Source organism: Cutibacterium avidum ATCC 25577 (assembly GCF_000227295.1).
Classification (GTDB): Bacteria; Actinomycetota; Actinomycetes; order Propionibacteriales; family Propionibacteriaceae; genus Cutibacterium; species Cutibacterium avidum.
On record NZ_JH165054.1, the window covers coordinates 685,454 to 707,622 of the forward strand.

The 22,169-nt window shown below is 64.2% G+C and carries 18 protein-coding genes and 1 pseudogene; 5 read left to right on the forward strand and 14 right to left on the reverse strand.

The features are described 5' to 3' along the window. Positions 1-71: 71 nt before the first annotated feature. From HMPREF9153_RS03105 to HMPREF9153_RS03130, 6 genes are all read right to left on the reverse strand, one after another. Positions 72-971, reverse strand: coding sequence for a carbohydrate ABC transporter permease (locus tag HMPREF9153_RS03105; protein WP_004809270.1), 900 nt, complete (start codon positions 969-971; stop codon positions 72-74). Next, positions 968-1,831 (reverse strand): carbohydrate ABC transporter permease, encoded by an 864-nt coding sequence (locus HMPREF9153_RS03110; RefSeq protein WP_016666212.1) that lies wholly within the window; start codon positions 1,829-1,831, stop codon positions 968-970. The genes HMPREF9153_RS03105 and HMPREF9153_RS03110 overlap by 4 nt, the downstream gene beginning before the upstream one ends. Positions 1,832-2,243: 412 nt before the next feature. After that, positions 2,244-2,993, reverse strand: a complete 750-nt coding sequence (locus HMPREF9153_RS03115) for an HAD-IIB family hydrolase (RefSeq protein WP_004809274.1) — start codon at positions 2,991-2,993, stop codon at positions 2,244-2,246. Positions 2,994-3,156: 163 nt separating this feature from the next. Continuing rightward, positions 3,157-4,101 (reverse strand): fructose bisphosphate aldolase, encoded by a 945-nt coding sequence (locus HMPREF9153_RS03120; RefSeq protein WP_004809276.1) that lies wholly within the window; start codon positions 4,099-4,101, stop codon positions 3,157-3,159. Positions 4,102-4,129: 28 nt separating this feature from the next. After that, entirely contained in the window at positions 4,130-4,639 is a 510-nt protein-coding gene (locus HMPREF9153_RS03125; RefSeq protein WP_004809278.1) for a flavin reductase, read from the reverse strand. 58 nt (positions 4,640-4,697) lie between these two features. After that, the gene (locus tag HMPREF9153_RS03130; protein ID WP_036979978.1) at positions 4,698-5,882 is read right to left on the reverse strand and encodes an Nramp family divalent metal transporter; all 1,185 of its coding nucleotides are present in this window, start codon (positions 5,880-5,882) and stop codon (positions 4,698-4,700) included. 265 nt (positions 5,883-6,147) lie between these two features. On the opposite strand from HMPREF9153_RS03130, the gene HMPREF9153_RS03135 reads away from it, so the two are divergent. From HMPREF9153_RS03135 to HMPREF9153_RS03150, 4 genes are all read left to right on the forward strand, one after another. Further along, on the forward strand, positions 6,148-7,383 hold the full coding sequence (locus tag HMPREF9153_RS03135; RefSeq protein ID WP_004809281.1) for a sensor histidine kinase: 1,236 nt from the start codon (positions 6,148-6,150) through the stop codon (positions 7,381-7,383). Next, positions 7,380-8,054: a response regulator gene (locus HMPREF9153_RS03140; protein ID WP_004809284.1), complete on the forward strand. Its 675-nt coding sequence runs from the start codon at positions 7,380-7,382 to the stop codon at positions 8,052-8,054. Before HMPREF9153_RS03135 ends, HMPREF9153_RS03140 begins: the two co-directional genes overlap by 4 nt. A 155-nt stretch (positions 8,055-8,209) precedes the next feature. Next, positions 8,210-8,947 (forward strand): ABC transporter ATP-binding protein, encoded by a 738-nt coding sequence (locus HMPREF9153_RS03145; protein ID WP_036979573.1) that lies wholly within the window; start codon positions 8,210-8,212, stop codon positions 8,945-8,947. Beyond that, positions 8,944-11,361: an ABC transporter permease gene (locus tag HMPREF9153_RS03150; RefSeq protein ID WP_004809288.1), complete on the forward strand. Its 2,418-nt coding sequence runs from the start codon at positions 8,944-8,946 to the stop codon at positions 11,359-11,361. Before HMPREF9153_RS03145 ends, HMPREF9153_RS03150 begins: the two co-directional genes overlap by 4 nt. A gap of 27 nt (positions 11,362-11,388) precedes the next feature. Here HMPREF9153_RS03150 and HMPREF9153_RS03155 read toward each other — a convergent pair whose 3' ends face one another. Continuing rightward, the gene (locus tag HMPREF9153_RS03155; protein ID WP_050796908.1) at positions 11,389-11,769 is read right to left on the reverse strand and encodes an NUDIX hydrolase; all 381 of its coding nucleotides are present in this window, start codon (positions 11,767-11,769) and stop codon (positions 11,389-11,391) included. Between the two features lie 247 nt (positions 11,770-12,016). On the opposite strand from HMPREF9153_RS03155, the gene HMPREF9153_RS03160 reads away from it, so the two are divergent. Next, positions 12,017-13,381 (forward strand): amino acid permease, encoded by a 1,365-nt coding sequence (locus HMPREF9153_RS03160; protein WP_036979981.1) that lies wholly within the window; start codon positions 12,017-12,019, stop codon positions 13,379-13,381. 70 nt (positions 13,382-13,451) lie between these two features. Here HMPREF9153_RS03160 and HMPREF9153_RS03165 read toward each other — a convergent pair whose 3' ends face one another. The 7 genes and pseudogenes from HMPREF9153_RS03165 to dnaK form a co-directional block, all read right to left on the reverse strand. Beyond that, complete coding sequence (locus tag HMPREF9153_RS03165) at positions 13,452-15,029, reverse strand: aspartate:alanine exchanger family transporter (protein ID WP_004809297.1); 1,578 nt, start codon at positions 15,027-15,029, stop codon at positions 13,452-13,454. A 279-nt stretch (positions 15,030-15,308) separates the two neighbouring features. After that, a pseudogene (locus HMPREF9153_RS03170) lies at positions 15,309-16,325 on the reverse strand (zinc-binding dehydrogenase). Between the two features lie 288 nt (positions 16,326-16,613). Then, entirely contained in the window at positions 16,614-17,474 is an 861-nt protein-coding gene (locus HMPREF9153_RS03180) for an SGNH/GDSL hydrolase family protein (protein WP_004809303.1), read from the reverse strand. 133 nt (positions 17,475-17,607) lie between these two features. Further along, entirely contained in the window at positions 17,608-18,063 is a 456-nt protein-coding gene (locus tag HMPREF9153_RS03185; RefSeq protein WP_004809304.1) for a heat shock protein transcriptional repressor HspR, read from the reverse strand. Position 18,064: 1 nt separating this feature from the next. After that, the gene (gene dnaJ / locus HMPREF9153_RS03190) at positions 18,065-19,207 is read right to left on the reverse strand and encodes a molecular chaperone DnaJ (protein WP_004809305.1); all 1,143 of its coding nucleotides are present in this window, start codon (positions 19,205-19,207) and stop codon (positions 18,065-18,067) included. Between the two features lie 75 nt (positions 19,208-19,282). Next, a complete protein-coding gene (gene grpE, locus HMPREF9153_RS03195) occupies positions 19,283-19,933 on the reverse strand; it encodes a nucleotide exchange factor GrpE (protein WP_004809308.1) in 651 nt (216 codons plus the stop codon). A 92-nt stretch (positions 19,934-20,025) separates the two neighbouring features. Next, entirely contained in the window at positions 20,026-21,879 is a 1,854-nt protein-coding gene (dnaK, locus tag HMPREF9153_RS03200; protein ID WP_004809310.1) for a molecular chaperone DnaK, read from the reverse strand. Positions 21,880-22,169: the final 290 nt, after the last annotated feature.

A 22,169-nucleotide genomic window follows, 5' to 3' on the forward strand; every position in this document is an offset into this window, starting at 1 on the left:
GTGAAATGGGGATGGATGGGAACTCGCGCCGGAAGGAAGACCGGCAGCGTCACTGGACCAGCGGACGCAGGTCACTTGACCGCGCCCTGGGTGAGTCCAGCGACGAGGTATCGCTGGAGTAGGACGAAGATGAGGAGGACCGGGAGGATGACGAACACGGCACCAGCCATGAGGATCGGATAGACGCCGGCGTCGGAGTCGACGGCCTGCAAGGCGGTGAGCCCCACCGGGAGCACCATCCGTGAGGTGTCCGAGGTGATGACCAACGGCCAGATGTAGTTGTTCCACTCGTCGACGATCGTCACCAGGCCGACCGTGGCGATCGCGGGAGCTGACATCGGGATGACCATCCTGAACAGCCGGGTCATGTGGCCTGCACCATCGACCTCGGCAGCTTCCATCACCTCGCCCGGCAAGGACAGGAAGTGCTGACGTAACAGGAACGTCCCGAAGGCCGTACCCAGGCCGGGGAGAATGATGCCCCAATAGGTGTTCACTCCCCCGAGCTGGGAGATGAGGACGTAGTTCGGGACCAGGGAGACCTGGGCGGGAACCATGAGGGCAACGAGAACCAGGATGAAGATGATCTTGCGTCCCGGGAAGTGCAGGAAGGCGAAGGCATAGGCGCTGGTGCAGGCCAGGACGAGCTTGACCGTCGCGCCAATGGCGGTGACGATCACGGTGTTGAGGAAAAGCTGCGGGAAGTCGATGGTCCGGGAGGCCTGACGGTAGGCGTCGAAACTCCAGTGATGAGGCCACCAGACGACGTCCTGGCCGACGATCTCGGACGGGGTCTTGAAGGATCCCAGCACCATCCACAGCAGCGGCAGGACGACGATGAGGGCGGCCAGGATCATCGGCAAGTAGCCCGTGAAGGCCTTGGAGACACCGGACTCGGCCCCCACGACCGACTCGTCGACCTTGTGGGAACGGCGGATGTCGGCGCGACGAACGGCTGCATTCAAGCTCACGAGTAGTGCACCCGCCTTTCGAGGAAGCGCATCTGGATGACGGTGAGGATGAGCAGGATGACGACGAGGACCGTCGACTGAGCGGCCGAGTAACCGGCGCGGTTGTACGTCCCGAAAGCCTGGATGTACGAGGAGTACATGAGGGTCGAGGTGCCCTGACCCAGCGGGGTCATGATCTTGATGATGTCGAAGGCCTGCAGGGAGGACAACATCGTCGTCAGGGTGAGGAAGAAGGTCGTCGGGGACAGCAACGGCCAGACCACTGAGCGGAAGGTGCGGCGACGGGAGGCGCCGTCGAGGGCTGCCGCCTCGAGCAGGTCGCGCGGAATGCCCTGCAGGGCTGCCAGGTAGATGACCGCGCAGTAGCCGAGGTTCTTCCAGACGTAGACGATGATGACCATGACCAGGGCCAGATGCGGGTTGTTGAACCACTGCGGCACCGGAAGATGCATTCCCCGCAGAACCGCGGAGAGGACGCCGGTGACGGGGTCGAAGATGAACATCCACACCATGCCGATACCCACACCGGAAAGGACGTACGGTGCGAAGACGACGGCTCGGGCGACGTTGCGTCCCACCAGTTGACGGTTGAGGACGACGGCCAGCCCGAGGCCGATGAGCATGGAGAATCCAACGGTGGCGACGGTGAAGATGAGGGTCGTCGTCAGGACAGTGCCCGCGTCGCGAGTGAAGAACTCGACGTAGTTCTGCAGCCCGACCCAAGTGGCATTGGCCGAACCGAGGGTCCAGTCGAGAGCCGAGTAGTAGATGTTCAGGAAGAACGGTCGGTAGACGAACAGTGCAATGAGGATCGCGTTCGGGGCCACGAAAGCCAGGAAGAGCAATGCCTCCCGTCGCATTCTGCGGCTCGGGCGGCGTCTGGGCACTCGATGTGGCGTGGCCGTGGACGTGATTTGTGAGGTGGCCGTCGACCTGGTTTGCGGCACTGGATCCGACGACGGTGGCGTCGCCATTCCAGACGACGACGCGCCCACCGGCACGGCTTCGTCGACTCCGATGTTCACCCGCCCCTCCTCGAGGTCTCATTGCCGCTCTCTCACAGGCAGCACCAGGGAAGGACACTAGGAAGCCGAGATGTCATCATCTCGATGATCAGATGACATGGACCGGACCCCAAGATGAACTCTTATGCCAAATCGTCGGGAGGATCACGAAAATGAACCTTTTTTCGTGATACACGGGGTCTTCAGGTGGCGTCATGACACCATTTCATGGCAGCCGAAAGGCAGTTTCGTGAAGGTATGAAATTTGTCAGTCAGACAATAATTTCTCGAGTTTGTCAGCCGTGTCCTGCCAATCCGTGACGGCGACGCACGGGATGCCCATGACCTTGACGGGGTAGTCGTTACCGTGCTCGTCGAGGCGATCCCCGTAGAAGAGCACGTCCTCCTTGGACAGGCCCGTCACAGCGAGCAACTTGCCCATCCCGAAGGACTTGTCGCGGCCGACGCGGGTGATGTCGACGGAGGTGGATCCGCCGGCGCGCACCTCGAGGTCCGGAAGCTTCGCCGCCACGACCTCGCGGAGCTTGAGCTTCTTCTCACCGCTGGGATCCCACGCCTTCTTGGCATCGACGGGGGCCTGCTGGCCCAGGGCGGAGAAGGTGATCTGGGATTCTCGATCCTCCAACCTCGGCCCCCAGGCGCGCTCCTCCCACAACCCCAGGTTACGGGCGCAGGTCTCGACGGCATCGATGGCGCGGGACTTCTCGTCCTCGGTCAGCGCCTCGACGTAGATACGCTGCCATTCTCCTTCAACACAGCGGAAGTACTGGGTGCCGCAGGCGGGCAGCAGGTGGAGACGATCCAGGTGAGGGGCATTGACGTCATCAAGGGCCTCGACGACCTGAGTACGGAACTGGCCGAACTGACCGCCGGAAATGACACAGACGCTGGTGTGATCCAGCAGCCGCGACATGATGTGCGCCATGGGCTCAGGGAGACGGGTCTTCGAGGGGGCCAGGGTGTCGTCCAGATCGAACGCGACGAGTTTGGGGATCACAGGAGCATTCTACAAGGCAGACAGCCCTCCACACCACCGTTCACCCTGTTCCGAAGCCGTTTGCGTCCAACCGGAGCCACTCTGCGTGACGAGGCGGGGCATCCATCCCATGACACGACGACGGGCCCGCGAGTTCCTCGCAGGCCCGTCATACGACGAAGGGTCAGGACACCGAAGCAGCGTATATCGAATCGATGGAGCTGCGGAGGGTCTCGTCGAACTCCTCCTGGGACTGGCCGTGACTCAGCCCCTCGGCGAGAGCACGCGAGAAACTCGCGATCAGTCCGTGGTTACGAGCCAGCTTCTCATTGGCCTCCTCACGGGAGTAGCCACCGGACAGAGCCACGACACGGAGAACCTTCGGATCCGCAATGAGATCGGTGTACAGGTCATCGGTCGTCGGAATCGTCAGCTTCAGCATGATCCTGGCGTCGAGAGGCAGAGCGTCGATGTGCTCACGAATGAGGTTGTGCAGCCTCTCCTCCGCCTTCTGCTTGTTCGGTGCATGGATGTCGACCTCAGGCTCGAGGATCGGCACCAAGCCAGCGGCGCGGACCTGCTCACCGAGCTCGAACTGCTGATCGACGATCTTCTTGATGCCGTCCTTGTCGTCATCAAGAATGACCGAGCGCTCCTTGGTGCCGAAGATGTGCTTCTCCTCGACAGCGCGATGAAGGAGCTCGTCAAGACCGGGGATCGGCTTCATGACGCGGACGTGGGACTCCTCGTCGGCCAAGCCCTTGTCGATCTTGAGGAAGGGGACGATGCCCTTCTTCTGCCACAGAAAATCACCGGTGGGAATTCCCTCGATCTCACGATCCATCGTCATCTCGAACAGAATCGCGGCAAGAATGTGGTCGCTGGTGAACGACGGGCTGGTGATGATCCTGGTCCGCATCTCGTGGACCAGATCGAACATCTTGTCCTTGTCGTCGCCGTAGACCTCGGGCTCCACCCCGTACGCCTTGAGAGCCTTCGGTGTGGAGCCTCCGGACTGGTCCAGAGCGGCAATGAATCCGGGCGCAGTTCCCATACGTTCAGTCTGCTGGGCGCACGCATCATTAGCTGTCATAGCGACATCTCCTTCGACTTCGATGGCGTCTTCCAACGTACCCGAAAAAGCGGGACAAAAAAGTCTAGCGAGGTATTTCGTGCCATCCTCGCGCCATCCTCACCAAACCGGGAGCGCGACGGTTTCCAATGTCGATCCGATCAACGGTGACGGCGATGAGCGTGGCCGATCCGGTATCGGTCATCGCCTGGACGAAACCGTGCAAAACCGGACCTGGGACACTCAGTTGCGGCGCTCCCTCGGTGCTGGGTATCCACTCAGTTCCGACGAAGTGGTCCGCACCGGGTACCGCGAACGCATCTGCCAGATCGGTTCGGTCCGCATCAAGCATGTGGACGACGACGCGAGACCCCTCCTTCAGAGCCGCCAAGGTCGTCGAGCCATTACCCATCGACACCGAGGCGACGGCAGGCACGACTGACACTGATGCCAGGGAGGACACCGTCAGCCCCTCCGGACCACCTGCACCCATCGTCGTCAGGATTGCCACGCCGGCAGGATGTCCGCGGAAAGCGGTCGCCAGCTCAGTGGCCAGTTCGTGAGTTGGACTCGGTGTGGGGTTCGGCGTCGTCACGCCCTGAGTTTGTCACCAATCTCACGAAGGACGCCAGACAGTCTCACTCAGGGATCATTTACCTCATGATCGTCGCGACGACGAGGACGACGTTGAGAGCTGACACCGCAACGACGACCGTCCACGAGATGACGGACATGACTCGACCATTCGCCCATTGACCCACCAAGCGTCGGTCCCCCGTGAACCGCGCCAATGGCACGAGGGCCAGCGGCAACCCCATGCTCAGGAGGACCTGGCTGAGGACGAGGGCTCTGGTCGGATTCGCTCCCGACGCCAGGATGATGAGGGCCGGGATGATCGTCACGAGTCGGCGGACGAGCATGGGCACTCTCATGTGGAGCAGCCCTGCCATGATCTCAGCCCCGGCATAAGCACCTACCGACGTCGAGGCCAACCCCGACGCAAATAGTCCGATGGCGAAGATGACCCCGATCGTCGACCCCAGGGAGGAGCTGATGGCCGCGTGGGCCTCGGCGATGCCGTCAATCCCCTCGACTCCCTGCAAGCTCGCCGCTGCCAGCAGCAGCATCGCGATGTTCACCGATCCGGCCAACACCAGGGAGACCACGACGTCCCATCGCGTCGCCTTGAGAAGTCTGGAGATCTGGCTCGGCCGATCATTCACCCCGTGACGATCTCGCACCAGTGAGGAGTGCATGTACACCGCGTGTGGCATGACGGTGGCGCCCAGCATCGATGTGGCCAACATGACCGTTTCGGTGCCTTCGAACCTCGGAACCATGCCGGAGGCAATCCCGCTCCACGACAGGGGCGAGAAGGCCAGTCCTGCCGTGAAGCCAATGGCGACGACCACGAGCATCCCGATGATGACGATCTCGAAAGTACGCTGCCCGTGACGAGACGGGATTGCCAGGATCGCCAGGGACAGCGCCCCAGTGATGAGACCTCCGACGAGCAGCGGTAGGCCGAATAGCAGCTCCAAGGCCACTGCTCCACCGATGACCTCGGCCAGGTCCGTCGCAGCCGCGACCAGCTCGGCCTGGAACCAGAAGGCCAGCCGACTGCTTCGACGTGGTAGAGCGTCCCCGACGAGCTCAGGAAGGGAATGGCCCGTGACCAGTCCCAACTTGGCCGACAGATATTGCACCAGCATCGCCATGACGTTGGCGATGACGAGCACCCACACCAGCAGGTAGCCATAGCCAGCCCCTGCCGAGAGGTTCGCGGCGACGTTCCCGGGATCGACATACGCCACGGCCGCGACGAAGGCCGGGCCCATCAGGCGTATCAGTCGGGAACGGTTCTGCACACCGCAATCATGTCCCCTCGGCCGCGGACCTCCCAGCGGAGCCACAGCCAACGGCCATGTTTTCGGAGAGAGCTGAACGGTCACGGCCGGTCGAATTCTCCTTAAATCCATCGACGGAAGGATGTGACTCATCCGTTCTGGCCGTAGGGTCAGAACGGTGAGCAGCACTTCCGTCCCCACACGTCGTCCCCCGGGACGTCTGCGTCGTGGCTATCGATGGTTGCGCGCGCACCCCATGATCCTCGACTCGGTGTTCGCCTTCGTCGTCGTTGTGGTCACCGTGATGTCCTGGGCTCAGCAAGACCATGTCACTGCCCATGAAATATGGATGCTCGTGCTGGTCCTAGCGGTTGCAGCCTCCTGGGTGTGGGCCCGCACCAGGCCGGAGATCACGGCGGCAGTACTGGTCGGCTCACACCTCGTCCAGCTTGCGATGACGACCGACCCGTGGCCGCAGAACGTTCTGGTACCCATCATCCTGTACCAACTCTCGCTGAAGACCGAGAGACCACGGCGCAGCTTCTGGCTCGCACTGTGCTTCGTCGCCCCGAGCGCCGCCGCGGTGAGTTGGGGATTCGACCCCAGGTCCGATCTGAACACGCATACGAAGCTGCTGCGCTCCGGCATCATCGCGATCGGGTGCATGGCATGTTGTCTGGCAGCCTGGTTCGCCGGAAGTGCGGCTCGGGATCGTCGCCAGACCATGGAGGCGTTGCGCCAACGCGCCATCGACCTGGAACGCGAACGCGACCAGGGCATCCGTCTTGCCACTCAGGAGGAACGCGCCAAGATCGCCCGGGACATGCACGACATCGTCGCCCACTCCCTGTCGGTCATCGTGGTGCAGGCCGACGGTGGCTCCTATCTCGCCCATCACGAGGAGGTCGGCGACGCCGAGACCCGTCTGGCGGCCAGCGCCCAGGCTCTCGACACGATCGCCACGACCGCCCGTCACGCCCTCGACGAGACCCGCCGTCTCGTCGGGGTGCTGCGCGACGACGACTCCGACCCCGAACTCGCACCCACCCAGGGCCTTGACGACATTCCTCGTCTGGTCGAGGAGATGAAGGGAGCGCTGTCCATCGACCTCAGGGTCGAAGGAGACCCGGAATGCCACGAACCCCTCTCCCAGGGCGCCCAGCTGGCCTGTTACCGCGTTGCCCAAGAAGCCCTCACCAACGTCCTCAAGCACGGTGGTCCTGCCGCCACTGCCCAGGTCATCGTCAGCCATCACCCCGACGACGTCACCCTGGAGATCCTCGACGACGGCCGAGGAGCCGGAGTGACTGGCATCGAGCGGGCCGACGGGGCAGGGCACGGCCTGGTGGGAATGCGCGAACGTATGTCCGCTTGGGGTGGCACCCTTGAGGTGGGGAGTCGCCCGGACCACGGGTTCCGAGTCCACGGCGTCATCCCCACCCATCAATCATTCAGTAATCGTCAGTCCGAGCCCCGAAGGACCATGCCATGACCGACCCGATCCGACTCCTCCTGGCCGATGACCAGCAGATGGTTCGTGCCGGATTCCGTCTGGTCCTCGACGCCCAGCCCGACATGACCGTCGTCGGCGAGGCCAACACCGGCGCCGAAGCCGTCACCCTCGTCGATGAGCTGTCCCCCGACGTCGTCCTCATGGACATCCGAATGCCCATCCTCGACGGCCTGGGCGCCACCGAGAAGATCATGGCCGCCCACACTGAGGCCAGGATCCTCGTCTTGACGACCTTCGACCTTGACGAGTACGTCCATGCTGCCCTGCGCGCCGGAGCGTCCGGATTCATGCTCAAGGACGCCGGTCCGACGGAACTGCTGGCTGCCATCCGAGCGGTTCGTGACGGCGACTCGGTCGTCGCCCCGTCGGCCACCCGTCGTCTCATCGAACGCTTCATCCCTCGTCAGGGGGAGGGTGCGCCGACGATGACCGACCCCAAGCTCATAGATTCGCTGTCCGACCGGGAGCGCGAAGTGCTCACCTGCGTCGGCGAGGGGCTGACGAACACCGAGATCGCCGAGCGGCTCTACCTGGCCGAGACAACCGTCAAGACCCACGTCGGGCACATCCTGTCCAAACTCAACCTGCGCGACCGGGTCTCCATGGTCATCACTGCCTACGACGCCGGACTGGTTCGGCCCGGCCGCTAACCTTTCGGACATGAGGGGCCTCAGCCCGGTCCTTCTGCGGACGAGCTGGGTCCTCCTGCAGTAGGAGAGCGGGAACCGTTCCCGGGACTGATGTGTGACGAGGGACAACGCCCATAGCGTCAAAGGCGTTGTTGCACCTCGACACAGGAGTTCTCATGTCTGCCTCAGCGCCGGCCGCGCCGACCACATCCTCGACGACCGCCCCCAGCGCGGTCCGCACCCTTGACCTCACCAAGACCTACGGCTCGGGAGCCACCCTTGTGCGGGCGCTGCGCTCCGTGACCCTCGACATCCCGGCCGGGCGCTTCACCGCCATCATGGGAGCGTCGGGTTCGGGCAAGTCGACCCTGCTGCACTGCATGACGGGTCTGGACTCCCCCACCTCCGGACGGGTGTGGATCGGTGACACCGAGATCACTCACCTCGACGACGACGCCCTCACCCGGCTGCGTCGCGACCACGTCGGATTCGTGTTCCAGTCCTTCAACCTCATGCCGACGCTGACGGCCTCCGACAACATCATGCTGCCGTTGCGGCTGTCCCACCGCAAGGTCGACAAGGAGTGGTTCGATCACATCACCGGAATGCTCGGTCTCACCGAGCGTCTTCGCCACAAGCCGTCGGAGCTGTCAGGCGGCCAGCAGCAGCGCGTTGCCGTCGCCCGTGCCCTGGTGACCCGCCCGGACGTCATCGTCGCCGACGAGCCCACCGGCGCCCTCGACTCGGAGGCCAGCGACGACCTGCTCGACTTCCTGCGCCACTGCGTCGACGACCTCGGCCAGAGCGTCGTCATGGTCACCCACGACCGCGACACCGCCGCCAGGGCCGACGACATCGTCACCGTCGCTGACGGCCAGGTGTCCACCACTCGTGGGCAGGAGGTGTTGGCATGATTCATGAACGTCGTCGTCTCATTCCCACGATGATCGCCGTCATCATCGGGGTGGCCTTCATGGCCAGCACCCTGATGTTGATGGATTCGATCAAGGCTTCCACGTTGCGGACCCAGGCGGCAGCCGTCGGGGATGCCGCCGTAGTCGTGACTGGCAAGGACAAGACCATTGCCCAGACCACCGTTGACAAGGTCGCCAAGGTCGATGGTGTGACCTCGGTCGAGGCCACCCGCAACGTCTTCCTGCAGCGCACCGACAACGGGCAGTCCGCCTATGTCTCCGGCCACCTCATACCAGCCCACCCCGACATGGTCGAGGGACGCGCCCCGACGGGGCCGAACGAAGTCGCCGTCAACCAGAGCACTGCGGACAACAAGGCCGCGGTCGGCTCCCGAATCACGGTCAGTGACATGTCTCAGAAGAAGCTGAAGTCCACCAACCTGACCGTGGTGGGCGTGCTCAATCCGAATGCTCGGACCACGAGCACCCCGACCTCTCCGGAGATCTACCTGCCTGCCGCCACCCTGGCCGGCATCAGTGGTCAGGAAGGTGCCGACGTCCTGTACGTCAATTCCGACCGCCCAGCCTCCGAGGTCGTCAAGGATGCCTCCAAGGCCGTCGGCAGTACCGCCACCGTCCGTACCGCAGACGACGAGCGAGCCCACCAGGCCGAGCACGCCTCCGACGGATTCGCGGCCATGACGACCTTCATGGGTGCCTTCGCCGTCATCGCCCTGGCCGTCGCAGCGATGGTGATCGTCAACACCTTCACCATCCTCGTCGCCCAACGCACCCGCACCCTGGCCTTGGCCCGCTGTATCGGTGCCACCCGCAAGCAGGTGCGTCGCTCGGTGGTGGGCGAGGCCCTCACCGCCGGCCTCATCGGATCGGCCGTCGGAACGGCTCTTGGTATTGGCGTCACCCAGCTCATGCTCATGGGGCTCAAGGCTGCGGGCTCCCCTGTCGACGCTTCGGTCAGCGTCACCGTGATGTCATGCATCATCCCACTCATTGTCGGAATCGTCGTGACGACCTTGGCCGCCCTATCACCGGCACGTCGCGCCACCAAGGTCGCCCCGGTCGCTGCTCTGCAGCCCATGACCGAGACGCCCACCCGCAGGATCGGTCGGGTCCGCATCATGCTCGGTGCCCTGCTCTTCATCGCCGGTGCCGCCCTCGTCGTCGTCTCCGCGACCGCTGACATGGAGACCAATGTCGCCGTACTGTGCGGGGTGGCCGGTGGATTCGTCAGTTTTGCCGGCGTGCTAGTGCTGGCTCCCGTCCTCATCGGCGGGCTGAGCCGAGCCGTCGGCTCAGCCCATCTCGGCGGGGTTCCGGGGGAGTTGGCTGTCGAGAACACTCAGCGCAACCCGCGCCGTACCGCCACGACGACGTCTGCCCTGCTCATCGGCGTCACCCTCATCACCACCGTCGCGACGGGAGCTGCCACCGGACGGGCCTCCATCGACAAGGTCATGAACGGTCACTTCCCCGTCGACGCCACCGTGCGAGCCCAGGGTCCGCTCGACAAGGCGACCATTCAGGACGCCAGGAAGACCGACGGAGTCGCCAAGGTCGCTACTGTGACGACAGCCACCGGAACCATTGAGGGCGGCGGGGATGCCAAGCAGACCACCATCCAGGGCGTCTCATCGGAGTTCTCCCAGGTCGTTCGCAACGATTCCGCCACCAAGGGGCTCGACAGCACCCACGCCGTGGGCTCCGTGCCAGGTGCCTCTGACGGCGACAAGATCACCGTCACCGTCAATGGCAACAAGGTCAACCTGACCCTGGTCGGACATGGTCAGGACACGCAGGGCATCGTCGTCACCCAGGACGTCATGACCAAGCTGGCTCCGAAGGCCGAACCCACCCAGCTGCAGGTCCGCTACAAGGACGGCACCGATCAGTCCAAGACCACCCAGGCCCTGTCCAAGTCCATGTCGGCCCACCAGGGAGTGACGGTCGCCTCGACCGCTGATCAGAAGGCCCAGATGGACAAGGTGATCAACATCCTGCTCGGCATGATCGTCGGTCTGCTGGTGATTTCGGTCATCATCGCAATGGTCGGCGTCGCAAACACCCTTGGCCTGTCGGTGGTGGAGCGCACCCGCGAGATCGGGTTGCTGCGCGCCCTCGGACTGACGCGGAAACAGGTGCGGTCGATGTTCGGCACGGAGGCGCTCATCCTCTCGGGCATTGCGGCAATCCTCGGTATCGCGCTGGGTATCGGATACGGCATCGCCGGATCCCACGCCCTCTTCAGCTCGATCATGACCGTTCAGGCTTCCGTGCCGTGGGTTCAGATGCTCGTGGTGGCCGTCGTCTCGGTGCTGGCCGGATGGCTGGCCTCCGTGATCCCCGGTCGCCGGGGAGCGAAGATCAAGCCCGCCGTCGCCCTGGCTGAGGAGTGAGCTCAAGGGCTGGCGACACCGTGAGGTTCACAGCAGGCCTCGCTGTTGCAGGGCCGGGATGACCCGGCCGAGCAGCAGCGGGGCCTGTCTCGCGTCATCGTGGCAGTGGTCGAGGTCGGTCCACTCGTACTCGACGATCTCGGAGTCGGGGACGGGCTCGGGCCAGGAGTCCTGCCAGTCACACACATAAACCGCGCAGCGAATGCCGTCGGCGTCACCGTTAGCGGCAGGGGCGTCGAAGGTTCCCAGGTGGGTGAGGTCTGCGGGATCGAGGACCAGACAGGTCTCCTCCCGGGCCTCCCTGATGGCGGCCTCGAGAGGGGTCTCGCCGGGCTCGATCTTGCCACCGGGAAGGATGACGTGATCGGCTCCCCGTTTTCGGACGTTGAGACAGGTTCGCCCTCGCATCAGGCACACGGCGGAGAGGTTGAAGATCACCTGGTCAGGGTATCGATACTCCGGGACCACCCCACGGAGCTGCCAAAAAGTGGCCCGGATCAGGCATGTACACGTTTTCATCTCGATTTTCTGGCAGCTCCGTGGGGTGACCGGCAAGTATCGGCACCTCGGCGTCGTCGTGACCTCTCGCCTGCACGAACGCTCACCCCTCGATCACCGCCGCCTCCTTCTCGGACCCGCCCCTAAACTCACCGGCGTGACCGAACCTGATCAGCAACTGCACCGCAGTCTGAGAAACCGACACATCCAGCTCATCGCCCTGGGTGGCGCCATCGGAACCGGTCTGTTCTACGGAGCTGCCGACTCGATCTCCGCCGCTGGCCCGGCCATCGTCATCAGTTACCTAGTGGGGGGCGCGGTGATCTACCTCATTATGCGTGCCCTCGGCGAGATGAGCGTCCACCACCCGACGTCGGGCGCCTTCAGTGAGTACGCGCACCGATGGTGGGGGGACCTGCCCGGCTTCATCTCCGGCTGGAACTACTGGTTCAACTACATCTTCGTGTCGATGGCGGAGCTCTCGGTGGTCGGAATCTACGTCAACTACTGGTTCCCGGTCGTGCCCCGCTGGCTGTCAGCGGCGGTTCTCCTCGTCATCGTCACCACTGTCAACCTGCTCCACGTGCGCGCCTACGGCGAGGTGGAGTTCTGGTTCGCCATCATCAAGGTCGTCGCCATCGTCGCGATGATCATCCTGGGGCTGTGGATCATCCTCCTCGGATCTCCCCCCACCCCAGCGACCGGATTCAGCAACATGTGGCGCAACGGCGGGTTCATGCCCTACGGCGTCACCGGGATGCTCGCCGGCATCATCATCGTCATGTTCTCCTTCGGCGGCACCGAACTCATCGGCATCACCGCAGGCGAGGCCGAGGACCCGCAGTGTTCCATCCCGAAGGCCATCAACCGGGTCGTCGGGCGGATCCTGATCTTCTACGTCGGCGCCCTCGTCGTCATGCTGGCCATCGTCCCGTGGACCAAGATCGACGGCACCGCCAGCCCCTTCGTCCAGATCTTCGACCTCGTCGGCATCCCGGGAGCGGCCGCCATTCTCAATCTCGTCGTGCTCACCGCGGCGATGTCGGCGTACAACTCCGGCCTCTACGCCAACGGTCGGATGCTGCACGCCTTGGCCCACCAGGGTGACGCCCCCAAGGTTCTCGGCAAGGTCAACAGGGCCGGCTCCCCGTGGGTCGGTGTGCTGGTCTCCAGCGCGGTGACGGCCATCGCGGTGGTCGTCGTCGGGCTGCTGCCGGAACAGGCGTTCATGTACATCATGTCGATCGCCACGATCTCCGCCATCATCAACTGGGCGACAATCATCATCACCCAGATGCTCTTCCGTCGTCGTCTGGCCCCCGAGACCCGCGCAAACCTCAAGTTCCAGATGCCGGGAGCACCGGTGACCAACTGGATCGTCATCGCCTTCCTGGTGCTCATGGTCGTCGTCATGCTGATCATGCCGCCCTTCCGGATCGCCGTGGCGATCGGCCCGATCTGGCTGGCCGTCCTGACTCTGGGGTGGTGGCTGTCTCGTCGCCGCAATCAGTCACGGGGCTGATCAGGTCCCCTCACTGACATGACGGGGGCCGGACGGTTGCACAACCGACCGGCCCCCGTTCCGGAAGAACTCACACCAGGACGATGACCTGCACCAGGAGGATCTTGACGATGGTTCCCAGCGCGAAGAGGGCACCGTAGGCCGACTCGATGCGCTCGTCGTTGACCAAGGAGTTGGCGTAGCTGAGGATGGCCGGCTGGCCCACGAAACCGGCGAAGGCACCGGTGGCGCGCTGGGCCGACAGTTTCATGAACCAGGCCGCAGCAATGACGATCACTCCACCGAGGACCAAGGTGACGGCTGAGACGCCGATAACTGCCAGACCGGTCCAGCTGGCGGCCTGGGACAGGAAGGCGGGACCGGACGCCAGCCCGACGCAGGCCAGGAAAATCATGAGACCGAGCTGACGCAGAATCGCGTTGGTGGCGTGTGGCAGCTGCCACCGCAATGGACCCGTACGATGCACCGACCCCAGGATCATACCCATGACGAGCGGTCCGGCTGCGGTTCCCAGCTCGAAGCGCAAGCCGCCGGGCAGGGCCACCATGAGAGCCCCGAGCAGCAGACCAAGGGCGGCGCCGAGCCCCAGGGACAGGGCGTCGACCTGGGAGACGCGGGCCTCGGAGTCACCGAAGAGGTCGGCGGCGTCGGACAGACGATTCGCCGGCACCACGCACAGCACGCGGTCGCCCGGCTGCAGGACGATGTCATCGCGGGCCAACATGTCGAGGTCGCCACGACGCACCCGAGTCACCTTGCCACTGGTACGGCCGCGCACATCGATGCTGCCGAGGGTGTGCCCGACCAGGGCAGGGTTGGACACCAGGAAGCGGCGGAAGTCAATCTCGTGGCGCTCGTCGGTGAGGGCGCGATCAGAGATGTGGCCCAAGTGCTCGACGGCACGGTTGACGTCGTCAGGGTTGCCGACGACGAGAACCTGGTCGCCGACATGGAGGTCGTCGTCCGGGGTGGCCAGCCGCATCTCGCCGTCGCGCAGCAGGTAGGACATCCGGATCTGGTCGTCGTTGAAACCTGGGGTCTCGCGAATGGAGGTCTCGCGATCGACGACCGTTGACACCGAAGTCAGCCCGGCCTCGGCCATGGAGGTGTTGTCCTTGGTGGCCGGCCAGTGCCGCTTGGCGACGAGGGCGACCATGACGAGCCCGACGACAACCCCGACCGGATACGACAACGCATAGCCAACGAGGGTGTCCCCGGCGCCGTGGGTGGCCGTCGATGCGGCGTCGATGGCCGGTGAGGTGAGGACACCGGCGTACAGGCCGGCGACGTGGGCCGGGCTCAGTCCGAACAATCGTCCCAACCCGAGCCCGGCGGCTGCCATGGCGGCAAGCCCGACGATGCCGGCGAACATGAGGCTCCACTGACGTTTGAGGTCGGACAGGAAGGTCGATCCAGCAGCCAGGCCGACGGTGTAACAGAACAGCACGACGCCGAAGCCCTTGATCATGCCCAGGTCCTGGCCGAAACGTGGGTCGAGGGCACCCACGACGAGCCCCATGAAGAGGGCACCAGCAGCACCGAATCTCAGTGGGCCGAACTTGATCTGGCCCAGCAGGGCACCAGAAGCCAGGACGATGAGGATCGTCAGCAGTTGATGCGTGGCGAGAAAGTCGGTCAGTACTGTCATGAAACTCCTGACGTCGTGCCGGCGTTCCCGCCCCGACGGCGGGATGCGTCGTCGCAGCAGTCCCGGGAGGTCCGGGGTTCAATCCTTGGATTGTAGGACCCCGCTCGGACAGAGACGATCACGCCCGTGGCGTTGCAGGCTCACACGGCAACGTCCGTGGTCTCATACGTACGAGTGCCGCCGCGACGAATCGCGACGGCACCCAGTGTGTGTCGAGCCTGTGCGCTGAACGTGTGCGTTGAGTTGTGTCCGAGGACCTTGCCTCAGGACTGGACGGCGTCAGGGCTTGACGAGGATACGGATCGGGTTGCCCTGATGGGACTCCAGCTCCTCAATGCCGCTCTTGACCTCCGACAGCGGAATGACCTTGGAGATCGACTCCGAGAGGTCGAGGCGGTGGTACGACAGCATCTCGGCCAGCATGGCGATGTCCTGGGACTTGTAACCAAGGTGGCCGAGAACCTGTTTGCGGTGCAGGTTGAAGTCCAGGAACGGGCCGGCGTCGATGTCCTGGGAGGAGAGACCGACGGAGACCGCCTTGCCGTCGACGTCGAGGGAGTCGACGCAAGCGCGCAGGGTGGGCTTGATGCCGACGGCGTCGAAGGCGACGTCGATCATGCGGCCGTTGGTGATGTCCTCGATCTTCTGCATGAGCTCAGGGTCGTCGCTGCGCAGGGTGTGATCGGCACCGAGTCGCTTGGCGCGCTCGAGGACTGCGTCGTTGAGGTCAATGGCGATGACGGGACGCCACCGGCCAGCTTGGCGAGCTGGACGAGGTGGGTCCCGACACCACCGACTCCCCAGACGGCGACGGCGTTGCCCATGTGCACCTTGCCAGTACGGACGACAGCGGCGTAGGGGGTGGAGACGGCATCAGCGAGAAGGGCGGCCTGGTCCATCGGGACGTTGTCCGGGATCTTCGTCATTCCGGAGGCCTGGGCGACGTGGTACTCGGCCCATGCGCCATCGTAGGCGAAGGCCATCAGGTTCAGGCTCAGGCAGTCTGTGAAGGCACCACGACGACACTTGCGGCACTTGAGGCAGGGACGACCAGCGGACGGGATGACGCGGTCACCCTCCTTCCACCCGGTGACGCCGGCGCCGAGCTCGACGATGGTGCCGGAGGCCTCATGGCCCTGGGTCACAACGGGACGACTGGCCGGGAAGGCGCCGCTGATGAGGCTCAGGTCGGAGTGGCAAATACCGCAGGGCCCCCAGGTGCGGGATCGGGATGTCCTCGAGGGTGATGGACCGATCCGCAGCGTGGAAACGTTCGGCAAGCATGGTTTCTGTCATCTTTGATCCCTTGTCAGCGCGTCGACCTCGGTGCCGACGCTACTTGTTATTCAGGGTAATACGAATAGGACGATCCAGCACCCAAAGATCGGGGTGAGATGTGGGTTGTCTCACACTGACAGGAGATGACGGCAAGGGATGCCCCTTCCCCCTCTGCATGCTCGGTCTTGGCGATCTGGGGGGCAAGGCCCTTCAGTGCCACCTCGGCATGGACGAACCCGGTATTGATCGGCAACCTCGGCCGCAGGTTCGTCCCGACGCACACCACGACGACACGGAACACCGCCGTCAGGGCAGCTCGGCCTCCACAGCCTTGGCCAGCACGGCGTGACCCTTCTGCGACGGATGGTCACCGTCCTCGGCGAGAAGTTCGGTGTCGTCCCGCGTGCCGTCGGCGCCCTTGAACGGAGTGCGCACATCGACATAGACGACCCCGGCCTCATCAGCGATGTCCTCGACCTGGGAGTTGAACACCTTGGTGATCGTGTTGGTGACATGGGCGTAGTCCTTGCCCTGTTCACGCCCTACCTTGCCGTCCATCCCGACATTCCAGTACCCGGTGACGACGACGGTGGCATCGGGCGTCGCCATCCCGGCCTTGATGCGTTCCAGGATGGTGCGCACCCGTCCGGTCACCGCATCGACGTCACCCTCGACGCATGACGCATCGGCGTGGGCACATCTGGCGACGATCTTGTCGACGTCAAAATCGTTGGCCCCGATCGTCACGATGGCAAGATCAGCATTCTTGAGCAAGGTCCTCGTGCCAGGCGACTCGAGCTGGGTGAGGACGTCAGTAGTCTTGTATCCCGACACCGACTCGTTACCCACGGAGGCTCGCACGCTCGCTCGGTGGGCCATGTCTGTGCCGACCCGCTCGATGAAGGTGACGCACTGGCGGCACGCACTTCCCTGCGGAACGGAGTCGCCAAGACCGACAGTGCCGAGGGTTCCGCCATGCCCCGTCAGTCCGGGAGCGGACCGCCCCGTAACAAAGGACGCCGGGGCTGATGAGGTGGCCACGCTCGGCTTACGATGCCGGTCAAAGGACCACCCATTTGCGTGGTTGACAGGCCGCAATCCGAGGGTGATCCCGACCACGACGGCCGCGACAATCACGACACTGAGAATCCTGAGAATTCCCTTCACGATCTCATCATGCCTCGTCGATGACGGGTTGTCTGCCCCCTCACAGCGGTATTTCGGTCTGCTGTCAGCGGATTCACAGCGGTCAGAATGGACTGCCCGCGCGAGATCGCAACCATCTCAAGGGCTCTCAGCCTCAGTGCGCAGGCAATGCCAATTGGGCGTGGACGACCGTCCTACCCATGTGGACCCGACCGGTGGACTCGGCGGTAAACACCCGCGCGTCCTCACTACCCTGAAACCTGGCAGCCTGCATTCCACGCACGGTGTCGGTGAGCTGATCGACCTGGTCGGACAACTGTTCGATACGACGCTCCATCTCGAGGATGCGCCTGATCCCGTTGAGGTTGATCCCCTCTTCCTGGGACAGGTGCTGAACCATCCGCAGGGCGGCGACATCACGCATGGAGTACCGACGACCCCGTCCACGGGTCCGCTCCGGGATGACCAGCCCGAGCCGGTCATAGGTGCGCAGGGTCTGCGGGTGCATCCCGGCCAACTCGGCGGCCACCGAGATGGGGAAGATGGCGGCGTCCTTGTCGATCACCGCCAGATCGACGGCGTCGGACAGCTTCCTGCTGCTCCGTGCCATCTCACCTCACCTCCCATGGCCGCGGGTTGGGTTGCCGGACGGCGTCACGGAACCCCTCCAAGGCATGTCGCGCGTCGTCGTCAAGCTTCTCGGGGACGACGATCTCGACCGTGGCGAGCAGGTCTCCCTTGTTGCCGTCCGAGCGCGGCACGCCACGACCACGCACCCGGAAGGTCCGGCCGCTGGGCGTCCCTGCGGGAATCCGCAGACGAACGGTACTTCCGGCCAGGGTCGGCACCTCGACCTCGGCGCCGAGAGCAGCCTCCGGGAAGGTCACCGGCACGTCGACGGTGAGGTTGTTGCCGTCACGTCCGAAGACCTTGTGCGGACGCACCGTCACCTTGACGTACAGGTCGCCGGCCCTGCCGCCGTTCTCGCCCGGGGAACCCTTGCCCTTGATGCGGATGCGCTGGCCGTCCTCCACGCCGGCAGGAATCCGGATCTGCATGGACTTGGTGGACTTGGCGCGACCCGATCCGTGGCACACCTGGCAAGGATCCTCGACAACCATTCCTCGCCCTTGGCAATCCGGGCAGGGCTCAGTCATCTCGAAGACGCCACCCGCCGAGGTCGCGTGCATACCCGATCCCTGACAGGTCGAGCACACTCTCGGCACGGTTCCGGCCCTGGCACCAGTTCCCCGGCACGCCTGGCAGGGGGCCTGGGAGACCATGTCCATGGTGACGGTCGTCCCGGACACGGCGTCGTCGAAGGAAATCGTCGTCTCCCCCTCGACGTCGGCACCACGACGAGCCGCCCTGGTCGTGGTGCGGCGTCCACCGGTGGCCCCGAAGAGATTTCCGAAGAGGTCTCCGAATCCGTCGCCGTTGGAGGCGGTACGAATGAAGTCCTCGACGTTGACGTTCGGTTGAGCGCCACCACGCGGGAACCCGAATCGGCCGGCCGTTCCGAAGAGGCTGCGAGCCTGGTCGTATTCCTTACGCTTCTTGGCATTGGACAGCACGTCGTTGGCCTCGGAGGCCTCCTTGAAACGAGCCTCGGCAGCCTTGTCACCGGGGTGGGAGTCGGGATGGTTGTCCCGGGCGATCTTGCGGAACGCCTTCTTGATCTCCTCGGGCTTCGCGTCCTTGGAGACACCGAGGACCTTGTAGTAGTCCTTCTCGGCCCAGTCCTTGGTACTCATCTGGTTCCTCCCTCCCTGATCATCGCGGGTTCTTCCGGTCTGCGATCATGGCCGCCTTCTTCGATGTGTGTCGTCTCAGTCGCCGTCAGCCTCGGGGGCCTGCTCCCCCGACCCCTCATCCTTCGACTCCCCGGGCTTGGAATTCGGGTCCGGATCGGAGACCGCCACGCGCGCCGGACGCAGGACACGATCACCGAGCTTGTAGCCGGGCTGCATCACCTGGCTGACGGAGGTGACGGTGACCCCCTCCATCGGCATCTGCATGAGAGCCTCGTGGAGATTCGGGTCGAAGGCGTCACCCACCTCACCGAAGCTGCTCAAACCATGGGTGTTGGCCACCTTCTCGAGCTCGTCGACGACGAGCTTGAAGCCGCCCTCGACCTCCCCGTGCTGGCGAGCCATGGCGATCGAGTCCAGGACCGGCATGAGGTCGGTGATGACCTTGTCGACGCCGGACTGTCGCGACAGTGCGCGGTCACGGTCTACGCGCCTCTTGTAGTTCACGTACTCGGCCTGCAGACGCTGCAGATCCTCGGTGCGTTCGGCCAGCAGGGCCTCGAGCTGGGCCTCCCGGGACATCTCCTCAGGAGCCTGCGAGTCAGCGGCCGGCTGGTCGGCGTCGATGTCGACGCCATCGACGATGTCGGCGAAACGCTCCTCGACGTTCTCGCCAGCCTGGTTGTCGTCGGCCTGGTTGTCATCGGGATTGACGTTCTTGTCAGTCATCTGTCTTCCTCCACGTGGGTGCCGACCGCCGGGCCGTCATGATTGGCGACCCGGCGGTCGATGCGGGGTTTGGGGTCAGGCCGTGGCCCCGGTCACTTCTTGTCGTCCTCGTCGTCCACGATCTCCGCGTCCACGACGGTGTCGTCGCCGGACTCAGAGGTGGCCGACTCGGCGCCCTCACCCTGCGAGTTCTGGGCCTGGGCCTGCTGGGCAGCGGCGTAAATCGCCTGGCCCATGGCCGACGCCTTCTGATTCAGGTCGTCCATGGCGGCCTTGACCTCGTCGTCGTTGTCGGTGCCCTTGAGGGTCTCCTTCAACTTGGCGATGGCCTCGGTCACCGGGGTCTTGGTGTCCTCAGGGATCTTGTCACCGTTCTCGTCGAGCAACTTCTCGGTGCGGAAGGCCAGGGCGTCGGCCTCGTTGCGCATCTCGACAGCCTCGCGACGCTTCTTGTCGGCGTCGGCGTTGGCCTCGGCCTCCTTGACCATCCGATCAATCTCGTCCTTGCCCAGGGCGGAGCCGCCGGTGACAGTCATGGACTGCTCCTTGCCGGTGGCCATGTCCTTGGCGTGAACGTGGACGATGCCGTTGGCGTCGATGTCGAAGGACACCTCGATCTGCGGGATGCCGCGCGGGGCGGGCATCAGACCGGTCAGCTCGAAGTTGCCCAGCGGCTTGTTGTCGCGGACGAACTCGCGCTCACCCTGGAAAACCTGGATCATTACCGACGGCTGGTTGTCCTCGGCGGTGGTGAACACCTCGGAACGCTTGGTCGGGATGGTGGTGTTGCGCTCGATGATCTTCGTCATGACACCACCCTTGGTCTCGATACCGAGGCTCAGTGGGGTGACGTCGAGAAGCAGTACGTCCTTGACCTCGCCCTTGAGCACACCGGCTTGCAGGGAGGCACCGAGAGCCACGACCTCATCAGGGTTGACGCCCTTGTGCGGCTCCTTGCCAGCGAGCTCCTTGACGAGCTCGGAGACGGCGGGCATACGAGTCGAACCACCAACGAGGATGACCTCGTCAATCTGCGAGACGTTGAGGCCGGCATCCTTCATGACGGCGTTGAACGGGGTGCGGCAACGCTCGAGGAGATCGGAGGTCAGGCGCTGGAACTCGGCTCGGGTCAGCTTCTCGTCGAGGTGGAGCGGGCCAGCGGCACCAGCGGTGATGTACGGCAGGTTGATGTGGGTCTCGGAGGCCTGCGACAGCTCGATCTTGGCGCGCTCGGCAGCCTCCTGCAGACGCTGCTTGGCCATCTTGTCGGCGCCTAGGTCGATGCCGTTGGCGTTCTTGAACTGGGTGACCAGCCAGTCAACGATGCGCTGGTCCCAGTCGTCACCACCGAGGTGGTTGTCACCGTTGGTGGCCTTCACCTCGAAGACACCGTCGGAGATGTCGAGCAGGGAGACGTCGAAGGTGCCGCCGCCGAGGTCGAAGACCAGGACGGTCTGCTCCTTGTCGGCCTTGTCGAGGCCGTAGGCCAGGGCAGCAGCGGTGGGCTCGTTGACGATGCGGTCAACGGTCAGACCGGCGATCTCGCCAGCCTCCTTGGTGGCCTGCCGCTGGGCGTCGGAGAAGTAGGCCGGGACGGTGATGACAGCGTTGGTAACCGGCTCACCGAGGTAGGCCTCGGCATCCCTCTTCAACTTCTGCAGGATGAAGGCGCTGATCTGCTGCGGCTTGTAGGTCTTGTCGTCGACGCCCATCGTCCAGGACTCGCCCATATGGCGCTTGACGGAACGGACGGTGCGATCAACGTTGGTGACGGCCTGACGCTTGGCGACCTCGCCGACGAGGGTCTCACCCGAATTGGTGAAGGCGACCACCGACGGGGTGGTACGAGCACCCTCGGCGTTCGGGATGACGGCGGGCTCGCCACCCTCGAGGACGGCGACGCACGAGTTGGTGGTTCCGAGGTCGATACCGACTGAACGGGCCATGGTTGATTTCCTCCTGATGGACGAATGTTCTGGGAAAGCATCCCCTTGAGCGACTTCGACTCAACCCTAGACCCTGAGTCGTTGTCACTCAAGTTGACGTCAGCTCATTTTCGAATGAGATTGAGTTCACCAGACTCAACCCATGACAGAGCAGATCTATTCCCGCCCCGTGAACAATGCGCCGACCACCCCAAGGCACCCCACAACGAACCCGAGCAGCTCCCGGCGACAACGCTCCAGACATGAAAAACACCGGACGGCAAACCGTCCGGCATCCTTCTCCGCACTCG